The 15,428-nt window shown below is 59.7% G+C and carries 18 protein-coding genes; 5 read left to right on the forward strand and 13 right to left on the reverse strand.

Features of this window, described 5'->3' with window-relative positions; genetic code table 11:
- Positions 1–8 precede the first annotated feature (8 nt).
- The 4 genes from CKW30_RS15185 to exbB form a co-directional block, all read right to left on the reverse strand.
- The gene (locus CKW30_RS15185) at positions 9–938 is read right to left on the reverse strand and encodes a hydrogen peroxide-inducible genes activator (RefSeq protein ID WP_024014805.1); all 930 of its coding nucleotides are present in this window, start codon (positions 936–938) and stop codon (positions 9–11) included.
- A 216-nt stretch (positions 939–1,154) separates the two neighbouring features.
- A complete protein-coding gene (locus tag CKW30_RS15190; RefSeq protein WP_071172106.1) occupies positions 1,155–1,901 on the reverse strand; it encodes an energy transducer TonB in 747 nt (248 codons plus the stop codon).
- On the reverse strand, positions 1,898–2,326 hold the full coding sequence (gene exbD / locus CKW30_RS15195; protein ID WP_016772535.1) for a TonB system transport protein ExbD: 429 nt from the start codon (positions 2,324–2,326) through the stop codon (positions 1,898–1,900). Before exbD ends, CKW30_RS15190 begins: the two co-directional genes overlap by 4 nt.
- Before the next feature lie 6 nt (positions 2,327–2,332).
- Positions 2,333–3,286, reverse strand: a complete 954-nt coding sequence (exbB, locus tag CKW30_RS15200) for a tonB-system energizer ExbB (RefSeq protein WP_041476629.1) — start codon at positions 3,284–3,286, stop codon at positions 2,333–2,335.
- 188 nt (positions 3,287–3,474) lie between these two features.
- On the opposite strand from exbB, the gene CKW30_RS15205 reads away from it, so the two are divergent.
- The gene (locus CKW30_RS15205) at positions 3,475–4,329 is read left to right on the forward strand and encodes an SDR family oxidoreductase (protein WP_095181235.1); all 855 of its coding nucleotides are present in this window, start codon (positions 3,475–3,477) and stop codon (positions 4,327–4,329) included.
- An 87-nt stretch (positions 4,330–4,416) separates the two neighbouring features.
- Here the strand turns inward: CKW30_RS15205 and CKW30_RS15210 are convergent, their stop codons facing one another.
- The 6 genes from CKW30_RS15210 to CKW30_RS15235 all read right to left on the reverse strand — a co-directional run bounded on the left by CKW30_RS15210 (position 4,417) and on the right by CKW30_RS15235 (position 9,719).
- Positions 4,417–5,157 (reverse strand): hypothetical protein, encoded by a 741-nt coding sequence (locus tag CKW30_RS15210; protein ID WP_016772538.1) that lies wholly within the window; start codon positions 5,155–5,157, stop codon positions 4,417–4,419.
- 65 nt (positions 5,158–5,222) lie between these two features.
- Positions 5,223–5,603, reverse strand: coding sequence for a RidA family protein (locus CKW30_RS15215; protein WP_014340863.1), 381 nt, complete (start codon positions 5,601–5,603; stop codon positions 5,223–5,225).
- Between the two features lie 24 nt (positions 5,604–5,627).
- The gene (gene spoT, locus CKW30_RS15220) at positions 5,628–7,733 is read right to left on the reverse strand and encodes a bifunctional GTP diphosphokinase/guanosine-3',5'-bis pyrophosphate 3'-pyrophosphohydrolase (RefSeq protein WP_007920338.1); all 2,106 of its coding nucleotides are present in this window, start codon (positions 7,731–7,733) and stop codon (positions 5,628–5,630) included.
- A gap of 57 nt (positions 7,734–7,790) precedes the next feature.
- Positions 7,791–8,054: a DNA-directed RNA polymerase subunit omega gene (rpoZ, locus tag CKW30_RS15225; protein ID WP_008030604.1), complete on the reverse strand. Its 264-nt coding sequence runs from the start codon at positions 8,052–8,054 to the stop codon at positions 7,791–7,793.
- Between the two features lie 168 nt (positions 8,055–8,222).
- Complete coding sequence (gene gmk / locus CKW30_RS15230; protein WP_039757364.1) at positions 8,223–8,843, reverse strand: guanylate kinase; 621 nt, start codon at positions 8,841–8,843, stop codon at positions 8,223–8,225.
- Between the two features lie 12 nt (positions 8,844–8,855).
- Entirely contained in the window at positions 8,856–9,719 is an 864-nt protein-coding gene (locus CKW30_RS15235; protein WP_016770639.1) for a YicC/YloC family endoribonuclease, read from the reverse strand.
- A 268-nt stretch (positions 9,720–9,987) separates the two neighbouring features.
- Here CKW30_RS15235 and rph point away from each other — a divergent pair, with 268 nt between their 5' ends.
- The 3 genes from rph (at position 9,988) to gltS (ending at position 12,683) form a co-directional block, all read left to right on the forward strand.
- Positions 9,988–10,710 (forward strand): ribonuclease PH, encoded by a 723-nt coding sequence (gene rph, locus CKW30_RS15240; protein WP_027610407.1) that lies wholly within the window; start codon positions 9,988–9,990, stop codon positions 10,708–10,710.
- Positions 10,711–10,735: 25 nt separating this feature from the next.
- Positions 10,736–11,104, forward strand: a complete 369-nt coding sequence (locus CKW30_RS15245) for a DUF4870 domain-containing protein (RefSeq protein ID WP_016772541.1) — start codon at positions 10,736–10,738, stop codon at positions 11,102–11,104.
- A 370-nt stretch (positions 11,105–11,474) separates the two neighbouring features.
- A complete protein-coding gene (gltS, locus tag CKW30_RS15250; protein ID WP_095181236.1) occupies positions 11,475–12,683 on the forward strand; it encodes a sodium/glutamate symporter in 1,209 nt (402 codons plus the stop codon).
- A gap of 68 nt (positions 12,684–12,751) precedes the next feature.
- Here the strand turns inward: gltS and CKW30_RS15255 are convergent, their stop codons facing one another.
- Positions 12,752–13,531: an exodeoxyribonuclease III gene (locus tag CKW30_RS15255; RefSeq protein ID WP_016772543.1), complete on the reverse strand. Its 780-nt coding sequence runs from the start codon at positions 13,529–13,531 to the stop codon at positions 12,752–12,754.
- An 82-nt stretch (positions 13,532–13,613) separates the two neighbouring features.
- Here CKW30_RS15255 and pyrE point away from each other — a divergent pair, with 82 nt between their 5' ends.
- The gene (pyrE, locus tag CKW30_RS15260; protein ID WP_095181237.1) at positions 13,614–14,258 is read left to right on the forward strand and encodes an orotate phosphoribosyltransferase; all 645 of its coding nucleotides are present in this window, start codon (positions 13,614–13,616) and stop codon (positions 14,256–14,258) included.
- 102 nt (positions 14,259–14,360) lie between these two features.
- Here pyrE and CKW30_RS15265 read toward each other — a convergent pair whose 3' ends face one another.
- Positions 14,361–14,753, reverse strand: coding sequence for a hypothetical protein (locus CKW30_RS15265; RefSeq protein ID WP_095181238.1), 393 nt, complete (start codon positions 14,751–14,753; stop codon positions 14,361–14,363).
- The gene (locus tag CKW30_RS15270; protein ID WP_016772546.1) at positions 14,740–15,312 is read right to left on the reverse strand and encodes a hypothetical protein; all 573 of its coding nucleotides are present in this window, start codon (positions 15,310–15,312) and stop codon (positions 14,740–14,742) included. Before CKW30_RS15270 ends, CKW30_RS15265 begins: the two co-directional genes overlap by 14 nt.
- Positions 15,313–15,428: the final 116 nt, after the last annotated feature.

The following is a 15,428-nucleotide window of genomic DNA, read 5'->3' on the forward strand; positions in this document are numbered from 1 at the left end:
ACGCTCGCTTAACCGGCCGTGACCGGCGCCGCTGGCTTGGCCACCGAGCACAGGCGAATGGAGTCGGCGAGGATCTCGATGGCTTTCGGCCGTGGGAAGCTGGCGCGCCAGGCGATTGCCACGGTGCGGAACGGCACTGGCGCGGTCAGTGGACGCACTTCGATCACGCCGGGGGCGTAGTGATGGCTGTCCACCGCCGACAGCGGCAGGATCGAGATGCCCAGGCCGGACGCGACCATGTGGCGAATGGTTTCCAGCGAGCTGGATTCTACCGTGGTGTGCTTGGCGCCGTCGTTGCCTTTGGTCAGGGTCGGGCAGGCTTCGAGCACCTGATCGCGGAAACAGTGACCTTCACCGAGCAGCAGCAGGCTCTTGTCGTTGAGCAGGCCGGCGTCGATGGATTCTTTCTTGGTCCACGGATGCTGGGCCGGCATGAGCACGTAGAACGGCTCGTCGTAAAGCGGCAGGGTCAGCACGTCGGCTTCATTGAACGGCAGGGCGATGATGATCGCGTCGAGCTCGCCGTTGCGCAGTTTGTCGCGCAGCACGTGGGTAAAGTTTTCTTCGATGTACAACGGCATCTGCGGGGCGACCCGGTGCAGTTGTGGAATCAGATGCGGGAACAGGTACGGGCCGACGGTGTAGATGGCGCCGACTTTCAGCGGTGCGGTCAGCTGGTTCTTGCCGGCTTGGGCCAGTTCGCGGATGCCCTGGGCTTGTTCCAGTACTTTCTGCGCCTGGGCGACGATGCCTTCGCCGACCGGGGTCAGGCGCACGGCGCTTTTGCTGCGCTCGAAAATCAGCACACCGAGTTCGTCTTCAAGTTTTTTCACGCCCACCGACAGCGTCGGCTGACTGACGTGGCAACGCTCGGCGGCATGGCCGAAATGCTGCTCTTGGGCGAGGGTAACGATGTAGCGTAATTCTGTGAGGGTCATAGCAAGCGTCCATGAAGATGCGCGCCAAGCATACCGGCTGCAATCGATAGACGCACGTTATCAGACTGCGGGCTGAGTGCGACACCGGTCGAGGTCGGTTTGCCGCTGGCAGATATGCAAAAGGCACCTTTCGGTGCCTCTTGGCTTGGTTCTCTCGGCTGGCGGAGAACCTTGTGGGAGCTGGCTTGCCAGCTCCCACAGGTATTGCGGTGTTGCTTAGCGGCGGCGTTCGAGCGAATAAACAAACGGCGCAACAATTTCGATCGAGCCGTTGTTGAGCATGTCGGCCGGCGGCTTTGGCAGCGGTTGGGCGCGGCGGATCATGTCCAGGGTGGCCCGGTCCAGATCAGCGTTGCCAGAGCGGCCCACCAGTTCGAACGACAGCACATTACCTTCGCCATCAACCACGAAGCGCAGACGATTCAAGCCTTCCTTGCCGCGCGACTGCGCACTCTGCGGGTACTTCTTGTACTTGGCCAGATGCGTGAGCAGGGCGCCTTGCCAACTGGCCTTGGCCGCCACTTGAGCTGGCGATGGGCCCGGTGCAGGCTGGGCGGATTTCTCCGTCGGTGCCTGGGTCGGCTGGGTATCGGCCGGTTTCTCCTCAGAAGGTTTTTCCTTCGGCGGCTCGGGCAGCTTTTTCTCGACCGGCTTCGGCGGTTTTGGCTTGGGCTTCGGCTTGGGTTTGGGTACCGCGATTTCCGCTTTCGGTGCTTCAGCCAGTTTCGGAATCGGCAATTCTTCCACCGGAGCCGGTGGCTGCGGCGGTGTGACGACTTTCGGCGGAGCCGGCGGTGGCGGGGCAGGCAACGGGGCCAGCTCGACCATCATTGCCTGCGGCGGCAATTCGATGGGCGGGCGGGCAGTCCAGTTCAGCGCCAGCGCGATGGCCAGCGCATGCACGCCCAGCACCACGGCCAGGCTACCGCTGTAACGCGTCAGCTTATGGCGCGTCGTGATCATTTCTTGGCTGCCGTCTCGAGACCTACCAGGCCGACCTTCAGGTAACCGGCGGCGCGCAGGCTGTCCATCACGCTCATCAGGTCACCGTAATCCACGCCTTTGTCAGCCTGGAAGAAGATCGTGGTGTCTTTCTTGCCCTGAGTCTTGGCGTCGAGGGTAGCGCCGAGGGTTTCGGCTTTCACTTCGTCGTCACCGAGGAACAGGCGCTGGTCAGCTTTCACACTGAGGAACACCGGTTTCTCTGGCCGCGGCGCCGGTTTGGCGGTCGAGGCGGGCAGGTCGACTTTGATGTCCACAGTGGCCAACGGCGCGGCCACCATGAAGATGATCAACAGCACCAGCATCACGTCGATGAACGGCGTGACGTTGATTTCGTGGTTCTCGGCCAGATCGTCGTCTGCGCCTTCTTTCAAATGCAGGCCCATGGCCGATTACCCCACTTTAACCATGTGCGGCTGCGAGCTGCGCTCAGGCTGGTGGTCGAGATCGCGGCTGACCAGCAGCAGGACTTCTGCCGAGGCATCGGAGACCTGCGCCTTGTAACCGGCGATGGAGCGGGCGAAGACGTTGTAGATCACCACCGCAGGAATCGCCGCAACCAGACCCAGTGCAGTGGCCAGCAGGGCTTCAGCGATACCCGGTGCGACAACGGCGAGGTTGGTGGTCTGGGTTTTGGCGATGCCGATGAACGAGTTCATGATGCCCCACACGGTACCGAACAGACCTACGAACGGTGCGGTGGAACCGATGGTGGCGAGGACGCCGGTGCCGCTGCTCATGTTGCGACCGCAGGCAGCAACGAGGCGCTCAAGGCGGAAGCTGACGCGTTCCTTGATGCCTTCTTTCTCGCGGCTGTTGACCGACAGGCGCATCTCTTCGAGCGCGTCGTGCACCAGCAGGTTGGCGAGGGTGCCTTCCTTGCCGGCCGTGGCGCTTGCTTCTTTAAGGGTGGTGGCTTTTTTCAGTGCAGCGATTTCGCCACGCAGACGACGCTTGGCGCCCATCAGCTCGAAGCCTTTGGCGATCCAGATAGTCCAGGTGATGATCGAAGCGATGGCCAGACCGATCATCACGATTTTCACGATGATGTCGGCGTTCTGGTACATACCCCACGGCGAAAGGTCGTGGGCCATGCCCAAGGTGTTGTCGGCTTCGAGGGCTTCAGGTGCGTCGGCGGCGTCGACAGCCTGCACCGGATCGGTGGCGGCTGGTGCAGCCGGAGCGGCAGCGGGTGCGCTCTGCTCGGTGGCGGCTGGGGTGGCGGGTGCTTGAGCGTCGGCGAAGGCGGCGGTCGGTGCCAGCATCAGGCTGAGCAACAGAGCCGCGACGGCGCTCCAGGCGCGAGGTCGAGTGGTTGGCGAAGCGGGAGTTTGATTACGTGTCATGCTGGCCGGACCTGAGATAGAAAAACGTTGTTGCTCTTCCAGGCCTCGTGAGGCCGAGAACAAAAGTGGCGTGCATTATTGCAAGTAATTCTTGTTAACAAAAGTAATAGAGTAACTTTTTTTCCTTCATTGCTAGCCGTTCGTCCTGTGCCAGAGCTAGTCTGTGCCTTTCTGATGGGAGTTTTCTGATGTCCGCGCCTTCTGTTTTGATTGCCGGTTGTGGTGATGTCGGCAGTCGTCTGGCCACGCAATTGCTGGCGGCTGGCTGGCAGGTTCATGGCCTGCGCCGCGACGTTTCCAAGCTGCCGGAGGGTGTCATCGGCGTCGCCGGCGACCTGTTCAGCGAAGAGTGCCCGGCGACCTGGCCGGTAGGCGCTGTCGATTATCTGGTGTATTGCGCTGCGGCCACCGATCACGACGAAGAGGGCTATCGCAAGGCCTACGTGCAGGGTTTGCAGAATGTGCTGAGCTGGCTGGGTGACTATGGGCAAGTGCCCGAGCGGCTGATCTTCGTGTCGAGCAGCAGCGTGTACGGCCAGCAGGACGGAGCATGGGTGGATGAGACCTCCGAGACGGTCGCGGCCGGATATTCAGGTCGCTTGATGCTCGAAGCCGAGCAGGTCGCGCTCAATAGCGGCATCCCGGCAAGCGTGCTGCGCCTGACCGGCATTTACGGCCCGGGCCGCGAGTGGCTGCTGACTCAGGTGCGTCGCGGCTATCGCGTGGCTACGGAGCCACCGCTGTATGGCAATCGTATTCATGCCGATGATGCAGCGGGGCTGCTGGCGTTCTTGCTGGAAAAAGACCGCGAGGGCGTCAAGCTGGACGAGCTCTTTATCGGTGTGGATGACGCGCCTGCGCCATTGGCCGAAGTGGTGGGCTGGTTGCGCGAGTACCTGGGTGTGACTGAATGGGCGGACGACGCCAGTGTGCGGCGCACCGGCAGCAAGCGTTGCAGCAATGCGCGGGCGAAAGCGTTGGGGTGGGTGCCGAAGTATCCAAGTTACCGCGAAGGCTATGCAGCGATCCTGGAAGGTCGCTAAAAGCAAAAGATCGCAGCCTTCGGCAGCTCCTACAGGAAAATGCATTCCAAAGTAGGAGCTGCCGAAGGCTGCGATCTTTTCAGCGGGTTACTGTTTTTCCAGCAACCACTTGCGCTCACCCGCGGCAAACTGCGGTTGCTCATCCGCCAGCGCAGCGTTGACTGCTTGCAAAATCTCCAGCTCCTTGCCCTTGCGCACAAAGATCCAGTTATTGCCCTGGCCATTGAGTTGCAGCCACATGCTGTCGTTGCCATTGCTCATGGACGCGCAATCGCCAGCCAGGCACAAGGCATAACGGTCAACGCCCGGCAGGCCGGTCACCTGGCCGTCGGCCTGGAACTGCACGGTGCCGCCTTCACCCTGGCCACTGGCGATGATCCAGTTGCCGCCCAGGTATGCTGAGTAGAGCGCGCGTTCGAAGCTGGCACCGATTGGCGCGCCTTCCGGCACGGGGATCTGTGCGCGATCGAAGACTTGTTCGGGTTCGTTGTCGCTGGCAGCTTGCTGCAGGCGCCCGCCATCGCGTTTCAGTTCGCTGGCGGAGCTGCCGTAGAAATCGACTTTCCAGGCGCCGGACTCTTCGCCCAGCAGCCGTCCTTCGACGTTCTCAAAACCGTTGGTATAGCGGGCCTGACCGGCCTTGGTGTTGACGTCCCACTCCAGATTCGGGCCGTAAGCCTGCAGCGCTTCACGCAGGGGACCACCCTTGGCGGCGGCATCGATCGCCACCTGGTTGATCCAGGTGCCGCTGATGTCACGGTCGGCAGGGTCGCTGGCGCAGCCGCCGAGAAACAGGGCGAGCAGCGAGAGAGCTAGCGCTTTGCGCATGGTGAAATCCTTTCAAAACCTTTTCTTGCAGCAGTCGGCGCGGCGTGAAGGCCGCGCCGTGCGCATCACTCGATGACCAGAATGGCATCCATTTCAACCTGCGCACCCTTCGGCAGGGCGGCCACGCCAATGGCGGCGCGGGCAGGGTATGGCTGGTCGAAGTACTTGCCCATGATCTCGTTGACCTTGGCGAAGTGGCTCAGGTCGGTGAGGAAGATGTTCAGTTTGACGATGTCCTTGAACGAACCGCCGGCGGCTTCGGCCACGGCTTTGAGGTTCTCGAAGACCTGGACGGTCTGGGCTTCGAAGCCCTCAACCAATTCCATGGTTTTTGGGTCCAGAGGAATCTGGCCCGACATGTAAACGGTGTTGCCTGCCTTGATCGCCTGGGAGTAAGTACCGATGGCGGCCGGGGCCTTGTCGCTGGTGATGACGGTTTTGGTCATGTAGGACTCCTTGTAATAGGCAGGTTATGCGCGCATGCGGGTGATGCGGATCACCCCGGTCAAGGCGCGCAGTTTCTTGATCACGCGGGCCAGGTGCACACGGTCGTGGACGCTGACCACCAACTGCACGACGCTGATGCGGCCATCGCGTTCGTCCATGCTGATTTTCTCGATATTGCCGTCGGCCGCGTTGACGCTGCTGGCCAGCAGGGCGATCAGGCCACGCTGGTGTTCCAGCTCGACGCGCAGCTCGACGTTGAATTCGCCGGTGACATCCTTGGCCCACGAGAGCTGGATGCATTTTTCCGGGTTGTGCCTGATTTCGCTGATGTTGCGGCAGTTGTCCAGGTGCACGACCATGCCTTTGCCCGCCGACAGGTGCCCGACAATCGGGTCGCCCGGGATCGGCGTGCAGCATTTGGCGTAGCTGAGCACCAGGCCTTCGGTGCCGCGAATCGCCAGCGGACCTTCCGGGCTCGGCAGCTGCTCGCCTTCGCCAAGCAGGCGACGGGCGACCACGTACGCCATGCGGTTGCCCAGGCCGATGTCTTCGAGCAGGTCTTCGATCAGTTCGAGGCGGTACTCGGTAAGCATTGCTTTGACGCGCTCTGCCGGGATCTTCTCCAGGGAGCTGTCGAAACCGTTGAGGACCTTGTTCAGCAGGCGTTCGCCAAGACTGATGGACTCGGAGCGGCGCTGCAGTTTCAGCGCATGACGAATGTGCGTGCGTGCCTTGCCGGTGACCACAAAGTTAAGCCACGCCGGGTTCGGCCGTGCGCCGGGGGCGCTGACGATCTCGACCGTGGAGCCGCTTTGCAGCGGTTCGGACAGCGGCGCGAGACGACGGTTAATGCGGCAGGCGATGCAGCTGTTGCCGACATCGGTGTGCACTGCGTAGGCAAAGTCGACCGCCGTGGAGCCTTTTGGCAGCTCCATGATCCGGCCTTTGGGCGTGAACACGTAGACCTCGTCCGGGAACAGGTCGATCTTCACGCTTTCGATGAATTCCAGCGAGTTGCCGGCGCGTTGCTGCATTTCCAGCACGCCTTTGACCCACTGGCGGGCACGTGCGTGCGTGCCTTTCGGTTGCTCGTCACCGCTGGATTTGTACAGCCAATGGGCGGCGATGCCGTTGTTGGCCATTTCTTCCATTTCGCGGGTGCGGATCTGGATCTCGATCGGTACACCGTGCATGCCGAACAGGGTGGTGTGCAGCGACTGATAGCCGTTGGCCTTGGGGATCGCGATGTAATCCTTGAAGCGCCCTGGCAACGGTTTGTACAAATTATGCACAGCACCCAATACGCGGTAGCAGGTATCGACCTTGTCGACGATGATCCGGAACGCGTAAACGTCCATGATTTCGTTGAAGGCCCGACGCTTGCCGCGCATTTTCTTGTAGATGCCGTAGAGGTGTTTCTGCCGACCGCTGACTTCGCCCTGGATGCCGTCGATGGCGAGGCAGTGACCGAGGGATTCTTCGATCTTGTTGACGATTTCCTTGCGGTTGCCCCGGGCGCGCTTGACCGCCTGGTAGATCCGCGCGGAACGCATCGGGTGCATGGCCTTGAAGCCGAGGTCTTCGAATTCGATGCGGATCGCGTGCATGCCCAGCCGGTTGGCAATGGGCGCGTAGATCTCGAGAGTTTCCTTGGCGATGCGCCGGCGTTTTTCGCCGGACAGCACTTCCAGCGTGCGCATGTTGTGCAGGCGGTCGGCGAGCTTGACCAGGATCACCCGGATGTCGCGCGCCATGGCCATGGCCATTTTCTGGAAGTTTTCCGCCTGGGCTTCGGCCTTGGTCTCGAAATTCATCTGGGTCAGTTTGCTGACCCCGTCGACCAGTTCGGCCACGGTTTCACCGAACTGCGCTTGCAGCGCTTCCTTGGCGATACCGGTGTCTTCGATCACATCATGCAGCATCGCGGCCATCAGGCTCTGATGGTCCATGTGCATGTCGGCAAGAATATTGGCCACGGCAAGAGGATGCGTGACATACGCCTCGCCGCTGCGACGGCGTTGACCGTCATGGGCTTGTTCGGCGTAGAAATACGCTCGGCGGACCAGGTTGACCTGGTCGTTGCCGAGGTAGGTCGATAAGCGATCGGCGAGGGCGTCTATGCTCGGCATGATGATTCCTGCCGAAAGCTGTGACCCCGCGCCGTGCTACGTCGACCAGGCATAGGCTTAGACGGCCTCGTTCGACTCGTCCTCGAACGCTGCGAACAGCGGTTCATCCTGGACGATTTCCTGCTCGGCGATGAACTCGTAGCTCATCAGGCCTTCAGCAATTTCACGCAGCGCGACAACGGTCGGCTTGTCGTTTTCCCACTGCACCAATGGCTCTTTGCCGCCGGTGGCCAGTTGACGGGCACGCTTGGTAGAGAGCATGACCAGCTCAAAGCGGTTTTCCACGTGTTCTAGGCAGTCTTCAACGGTTACGCGGGCCATGGTATTCCTCGGAGCGAATGCAATATGCGCGCTGCCCGGTTGGGCGAGCGGACTGAGCAGTTTAAAAAATCACCAGCGATTAGGGAAGCGCTGATTTTTTGACCAGACCCTTCAACGCGCTGCAAGCACCAATGTAAAGCGCTTGCAGGCATTTTGGGAAGTGCTGTTTTAGCCGAGCAATTCAGCCAGCAATTTGCCGAAACGCACTTGCTGGCGTTTCTGTTGCAGCTGATTGGCGCGGAAAATCGCTTTCAGATCGTCCAGCGCGTGGGCGAAATCGTCGTTGATGATCAGGTAATCGTAATCGACGTAATGGCTCATCTCGCTGACCGCTTCGCGCATGCGGCCGTCGATGATCTCGTCGCTGTCCTGGCCGCGGTTGGTCAGGCGCTGGTGCAGGGCTTGCAGCGATGGCGGCAGGATGAAGATCGAGCGCGCTTGCGGCATCAGCTTGCGCACTTGCTCGGCGCCTTGCCAGTCGATTTCCAGAATCAGGTCGTGACCTTCGTCCAGGGTCTGTTGCAAACGGCTTTGCGAGGTGCCGTAGAAGTTGCCGAAGACTTCGGCGCGTTCAAGGAAGTCGCCGTGCTCGCCCATCTTCACGAACTCTTCGCGGGTCACGAAATGGTAGTTCACGCCATCCACTTCGCCCGGGCGCATGGCGCGGGTGGTGTGCGAGACCGAAACGCGGATCTCCGGGTCGGCGTCGGTCAACGCCTTGACCAGACTGCTCTTGCCCGCGCCCGATGGCGCGGAAATGATGTACAGGGTGCCGGTGTGTTGGGTCATGTCAGGGTAGCCTTACTCAATATTCTGCACTTGTTCGCGCATCTGCTCGATCAACACCTTGAGGTTGACGGCGGCCTGGGTGCTGCGCGGGTCGAAGGCTTTGGAGCCCAGTGTGTTGGCCTCGCGGTTGAGCTCCTGCATCAGGAAGTCCAGACGCCGCCCGGCGGCACCACCGGACTTGAGCACCCGGCGGACTTCGATGATGTGAGTGCTCAGGCGATCCAGTTCTTCGGCCACGTCGCTTTTTTGCGCGAGGATGACCATTTCCTGTTCCAGGCGCTGCGGGTCGAGCTCGGCCTTCATGTCGGCAAAGCGGTCGAGGACCTTCTGGCGCTGGGTGGCGAGCATCTGCGGCACCAGTTCACGCAGGGTCACCACGTCTTCTTCGATGGAAGTCAGGCGGTCGTTGATCAAGCGAGCCAGCTCCGCGCCTTCGCGCTCGCGACCAGCCTTCAGATCCTTCAAGCCCTGATTGAACAGCGCCAGCGCTTCGGCGTTCAGCGCTTGCGGGTCGGTCGCATCGGCCACCAGCACGCCGGGCCAGGCCAGCACTTCCAGCGGATTCAGCGCAGCAGGATTCTTGATCAGCCCGGCAACGGTTTCCGCAGCGGCCACCAGTTGTGCGGCGCGTTCGCGGTCCACTTGCAGCGGTTTGCCGGTGCTTTCTTCGGTGAAGCGCAGCGTGCATTCCAGTTTGCCCCGCGACAGGCCCTGACGCAGTGCTTCACGCACGGCGCCTTCGAGGTCGCGAAACGATTCGGGCAAGCGCAGGTGCGGTTCCAGATAGCGGCTGTTGACCGAGCGCAGTTCCCAGCTCAGGGTGCCCTGAACGCCGGCTTTCTCGACGCGGGCGAAGGCGGTCATGCTGTGCACCATGGCGGTGACCTCGCAATGCAGATCGGCGCGAAACGCTGTTTCGCAGGCGCGATTTCAATGAATTTAAGCCGACTGGCAGCAAAGGCGCAGGATTGTAGCGCAGTGCGGCGAATGCGCCCAAACACACGGTGTGACAAAGCGCTGCAGCCCGTCGGTTATGCGCGCTCGAGGGGCTTCGGTCGTCGGCCGGCGGTTTTAACCAGTGCCCACTCGCGGTGCAGGGCTCTATAATGCTCGGCAGTTTTCCGTCCTCAGTACAGGTATCCCTATGAAACGTCCAAGTGGTCGCGCTGCCGATCAGCTCCGCTCGATCCGCATCACCCGCAACTACACCAAACACGCCGAGGGATCTGTACTGGTCGAATTCGGTGATACCAAAGTCATCTGCACCGTCAGCGTCGAAAATGGCGTGCCGCGCTTCCTCAAAGGCCAGGGCCAGGGCTGGTTGACTGCCGAGTACGGCATGCTGCCGCGCGCCACCGGTGAGCGTAACCAGCGTGAGGCCAGCCGTGGCAAGCAGGGCGGTCGTACTCTCGAAATCCAGCGTCTGATCGGCCGCTCCCTGCGCGCGGCGCTGGATATGTCCAAGCTTGGCGACGTGACCCTGTATGTCGATTGCGACGTGATCCAGGCCGATGGCGGTACTCGCACCGCGTCCATCACCGGCGCCATGGTTGCGCTGGTCGATGCCCTGAAAGTGATCAAGAAGCGCGGCGGCCTGAAAGGCGGTGACCCGCTCAAGCAGATGATCGGTGCAGTCTCGGTGGGCATGTACCAGGGCGAGCCGGTGCTGGATCTGGACTATCTTGAAGATTCCGCTGCTGAAACCGACCTGAACGTAGTGATGACCAGCACCGGCGGTTTCATCGAAGTGCAGGGCACTGCTGAAGGCGCGCCGTTCCAGCCTGAAGACTTGAACGCCATGCTGGAACTGGCGAAGAAAGGCATGAACGAGATCTTCGAACTGCAGAAGGCTGCACTGGCCGACTGAGGTTTTCGACCACAAGGAGGACATGATGAGTGACGAGCAAGAGTTGCTGCCCAAACCGAGCCAGGAGGTTCGCCAGTGGGCAATGTTCTGTCACCTGTCCGCCTTGCTGGGGATCTGGATTCCGTTCGGCAATCTGATCGGGCCGTTGATCCTATGGCAGATGAAGCGCGAGAAAGACCCTTTTATCGATGCACAGGGCAAAGAGGCGTTGAATTTTCAGATCACGGTGGCGATAGCCTCAATGATCTGCTTCCTGCTCATGCTGCTGATCATTGGTTTCTTCCTGTTTGGTTTGTTGGCGATCGCCGCACTGGTCCTGACGATCATTGCAGGGGTCAAAGCCAACGAAGGTTTCCCATACAGATATCCGTTCACCTGGCGATTGATCAAGTGAAAGTCTGTTGTGTCGCAATATGAAAATACCCCGACTTATCGGGGTATTTTTATTTGTGCAACTTAATAATTGGTTTTTGTTGTAGGACTAGTCTGTTAACGATGTGCGGTTTGGCATTTATTTGCTGATGTTCCTCTATTACATCTTTGGTCACAACTGATCGGTCCAGTGCTTATTCCCGTTCTTGTTATTGGCGCGAGCTGGTTGTTAAAGTTGCCCGATGTAATGTTTCGGTTGAAACATTCCGATATGTTCAAGCCATCGATGGCACTTGAATTCCCCAGTAATCAGTGTTGAGAAAATCAGCCGGTTCACCCGTCGAGCCCAGGTAAACGCTCGCCTCGTGAATACTTAGCCAAGAATAATCCACATGATTGAGCTCGATTTCTACGGCACGCTCGTGGCCGCTTCTTTAGTACTGCTGCTCGGACGCGGACTTGTTACGCGTGTCGGCTTTCTGCGAAGTTACAATATTCCTGAACCGGTAGCAGGCGGTCTTGTGGTTGCCGTGCTCCTGTTGATATTGCGCACTTTCGACATTGAAGTCCGCTTCGATACATCATTGCAAACCCCCCTGATGTTGGCTTTCTTTGCCACCATTGGCTTGAGTGCTGACCTTGCCAGTCTGAAGAAGGGCGGCCGCATTGTCGGTATCTTCCTGCTGGCGGTCATTGGCTTGCTGGTGGTGCAGAACGCCATGGGCATCGGGTTGGCAACCCTGCTCGGGCTCGACCCTTTGATGGGCTTGCTGACGGGCTCGATCACGCTGGCCGGCGGCCACGGCACTGGCGCGGCATGGGGCGCGGTGTTCAGCGAGAAATATGGCCTGGCTTCGGCTTCGGAGCTGGCGCTGGCCTCAGCGACGTTCGGTCTGGTGCTGGGTGGTCTGATTGGTGGGCCCGTTGCCCGGTTGCTGATCAAGCGCGTGCAAGTGCCGGGTTGCAATCCGCAACAAGCGCCACGACTGCCAAGAGGTTTTGAGCAGCCAAACAAGGAACGCTCGATCACGCCGTTTTCGTTCGTCGAAACGCTGGCGCTGATTGCCGTCAGCCTGCTCGCGGGCAACCTTCTGAATGGCGTTCTGCATGGCACTGCGTTCGAACTGCCGACGTTTGTTTGCGTGCTGTTTGTAGGTGTGGTGTTGCGCAACAGTCTGTCAGCACTTGGCTTGTATCAGGTGTTCGAGCGTGAAGTTTCCGTGCTCGGCAATGTCAGCCTCTCGCTGTTTCTGGCGATCGCGCTGATGTCGCTGAAGCTTTGGGATCTGGCGGCGTTGGCATTGCCGATCTTCATCATTCTGGCCGTGCAGACGCTGGTCATGGCGCTGTTCGCGATTTTCGTAACGTTCCGTGTGATGGGCAGCAACTATGATGCCGCGGTGCTCGCTGCGGGACATTGCGGCTTTGGGCTGGGTGCCACGCCTACGGCCATTGCCAACATGCAAGCGGTGACGCAGCGCTATGGGCCTTCGCAGATCGCGTTTCTGGTGGTGCCGATGGTAGGAGCGTTCTTCATCGATATCGTTAACGTCATCGTGATCAAGCTGTACCTGGCCTTGCCATTTTTCGCTGCGGTCTAGGAAGCACAGTTCATAAAAAATGCCCGCATCTCACGATGCGGGCATTTTCTTTGGCTGCGATACGACGCTTAGATGGTCAGCGTCCAGTCGTAGTCGACGATCAACGGCGCGTGCTGCGAAAACCGTGGCTGACGCGGCAGGCGTGCACTGCGCACCGAGCGACGCAGGCCCGGGGTCAGGATCTGATAATCGAAACGCCAGCCCAGATTGAGCATCTCGGCCTGTTCGTTATCCGGCCACCAGCTGTACTGATCGCCTTCGCGGCTGACTTCGCGCAGCGCATCGACATAGCCCATGTTGCCGACAATCTCGTCCATCCAGGCGCGTTCCGGCGCCAGGAAGCCTGGAGATTGCTGGCTGTCGCGCCAGTTCTTGATGTCGAGTTTCTGCTGCGCAACGTACAGCGAGCCACAATAAATGTACTCGCGACGTTTGCGTCGCTGTTTGTCCAGGTACTTGCCGAAATCGTCCATGAGCTTGAACTTCTGGTTCAAGTCCTCATCGCCGTTCATCCCCGAAGGAAACAGCAAGGTGGCAATACTGACTTTGTCGAAATCTGCTTGCAGGTAGCGCCCGTAGCGGTCGGCCGTCTCGAAACCGAGACCGCTGATGACAGCCTTCGGTTGCAACCGCGAATACAAAGCCACGCCGCCTTGGGCAGGGACTTCAGCATCGCAGGCATAAAGGAAGTAGCCATCCAGTTGGAAGGCTGGGTCATCCAGTTCAAAGGCGGAGGCACGGGTGTCCTGCAGGCAGATGACGTCGGCATTCTGGGCTTGCAGCCAACTGAGCAAACCGCGCTCGACTGCCGCCTGAATACCATTGACGTTCACACTGATGATCCGCATAAATGGCCCCAAAAATCGCGTGCGTGTATGATACACGGCGTCAAGCTAATTAGCTAAATCCGTGGTATTTGGGGTTTTTTTCATGCAAGCGTATCAGCGCGATTTCATTCGTTTTGCCATCGATCGCGGCGTTTTGCGCTTCGGTGAGTTCACCCTGAAGTCCGGGCGCACCAGTCCCTACTTCTTCAACGCCGGCCTGTTCAACTCGGGTTCGGCCCTGGCGCAGCTGGGGCGTTTCTACGCCGCCGCCATCACCGAGAGCGGCATCCCCTTCGACGTTCTGTTTGGCCCGGCTTATAAAGGTATTCCGCTGGCGGCCACGACCGCCGTTGCGCTGGCCGAACATCACGGCCGTGACCTGCCATGGTGCTTCAATCGCAAGGAAGCCAAGGCCCACGGCGAGGGCGGCAGCCTGGTTGGCGCACCGCTGACTGGCGAAGTCTTGATCATCGACGACGTAATCACCGCCGGCACCGCCATTCGTGAAGTGATGCAGATTATTGCTTCCCAGGACGGCGCTAAGGCCGCCGGTGTGCTGATCGCACTGAACCGCCAGGAGCGTGGCAACGGCGAATTGTCGGCCATCCAGGAAGTCGAGCGCGACTTCGGCATTCCGGTGATCAGCATCGTCTCGCTGAATCAGGTGTTGGAGTTCCTCGCCGACGATCCGCAGCTCAAGCAACACCTCCCAGCCGTGGAAGCGTACCGCGCCCAATTTGGCGTGTGATACGCACCTGTAGGAGCTGCCGAAGGCTGCGATCTTTTGATCTTGTTTTTCAGGATCAAGATCAAAAGATCGTCCGATCGCGGCCCGAGCCTTCGGCAGCTCCTACAGTGGTCTACGCAGTTTTTGCCATTTGATCAGCAGTCTCAGCGCCAGTCCCGCATTGACCAGCGCAAACACCAGCAGCGCTACAACCACCATCACGTACAACGTGCGATCCACATCGAAATCCCACAAATCCAGCGTGCTGCTGTCGATGATGCTAACCGCAGCCGGCAAGTTGACGTAAAACAGCGCCACAAACGCGCACGTCAGTGGCACTGCTTGCCAGCAGAAAGCAGCCATCACCTTGTCTCGACTGCGCTTTCGGCCCTGCGAACCTTTTTGAAATTCATCCTCAGCCAACGCTGCATTAAGCGCCGGCCATGCCAGATTGAACATGAACGTGGTCAGGGTCAGCAGCAAGCCACTGACCGCGACGATGTCACTGAACGGCATTCAGACCCAGCGTTGCACAGAGCAATGCGTGGGAATCTTCGCTGATCTCGAATTGCCCGGCGCTGCCCTTGCGTTTGGTGATGGGTTTGAAGGTCGGCTCGTTCTGGGTGATGAGCATGTTCAATTCATCGCGGATCACGTCCGAGCTGATCACCACCAGAAACACGTTTTGCGCATGCTCGGCGGACTGGATTACGGCGCGCATGCTGTGCTGCAGGATGTCGTCGAGCTGGTTGCGAAAACGCGAAACGGTGTTTTTCAGCAGGGTTTTGCTTTGGCTCTGTGTCAGCTGAAAGATCGTCGAGATCTGCGATTCGGTCGGCAGGGTTTGCCCGAAGTAACTCTGAATCAGATACAGCAGGCGATCCTGTTTGGCTTCGTCCGCCCGGCTGGGCATGCCGCCCTCAACCAGCATTTTCAGGTATTCGGTCAGGCTGGCTTTGGCGATGCGCTCCAGCGCATGGGCGATTTCAGCGTCGCCGATGCGCAAGGTCTTTTTTACCGGTTCCTTTTGTTCCTGCTCGAAAGCATCTGCGTCGATCGTGAACGAGATCTGCATGAGTCGCCGCTCCGGTTATTTGTCGCTGGCGGCTGGGTAGGGATCCTGGGGTGCATCTCCTTGGCCGGTGAGCACTTTCCAGCCCTTGAGTGGGTGAGAGGCTTCGGTGAAGTCAG

Origin of the sequence: Pseudomonas sp. Irchel 3F6 (genome assembly GCF_900187595.1) — a bacterium.
GTDB classification, from domain to species: domain Bacteria; phylum Pseudomonadota; class Gammaproteobacteria; order Pseudomonadales; family Pseudomonadaceae; genus Aquipseudomonas; species Aquipseudomonas siliginis.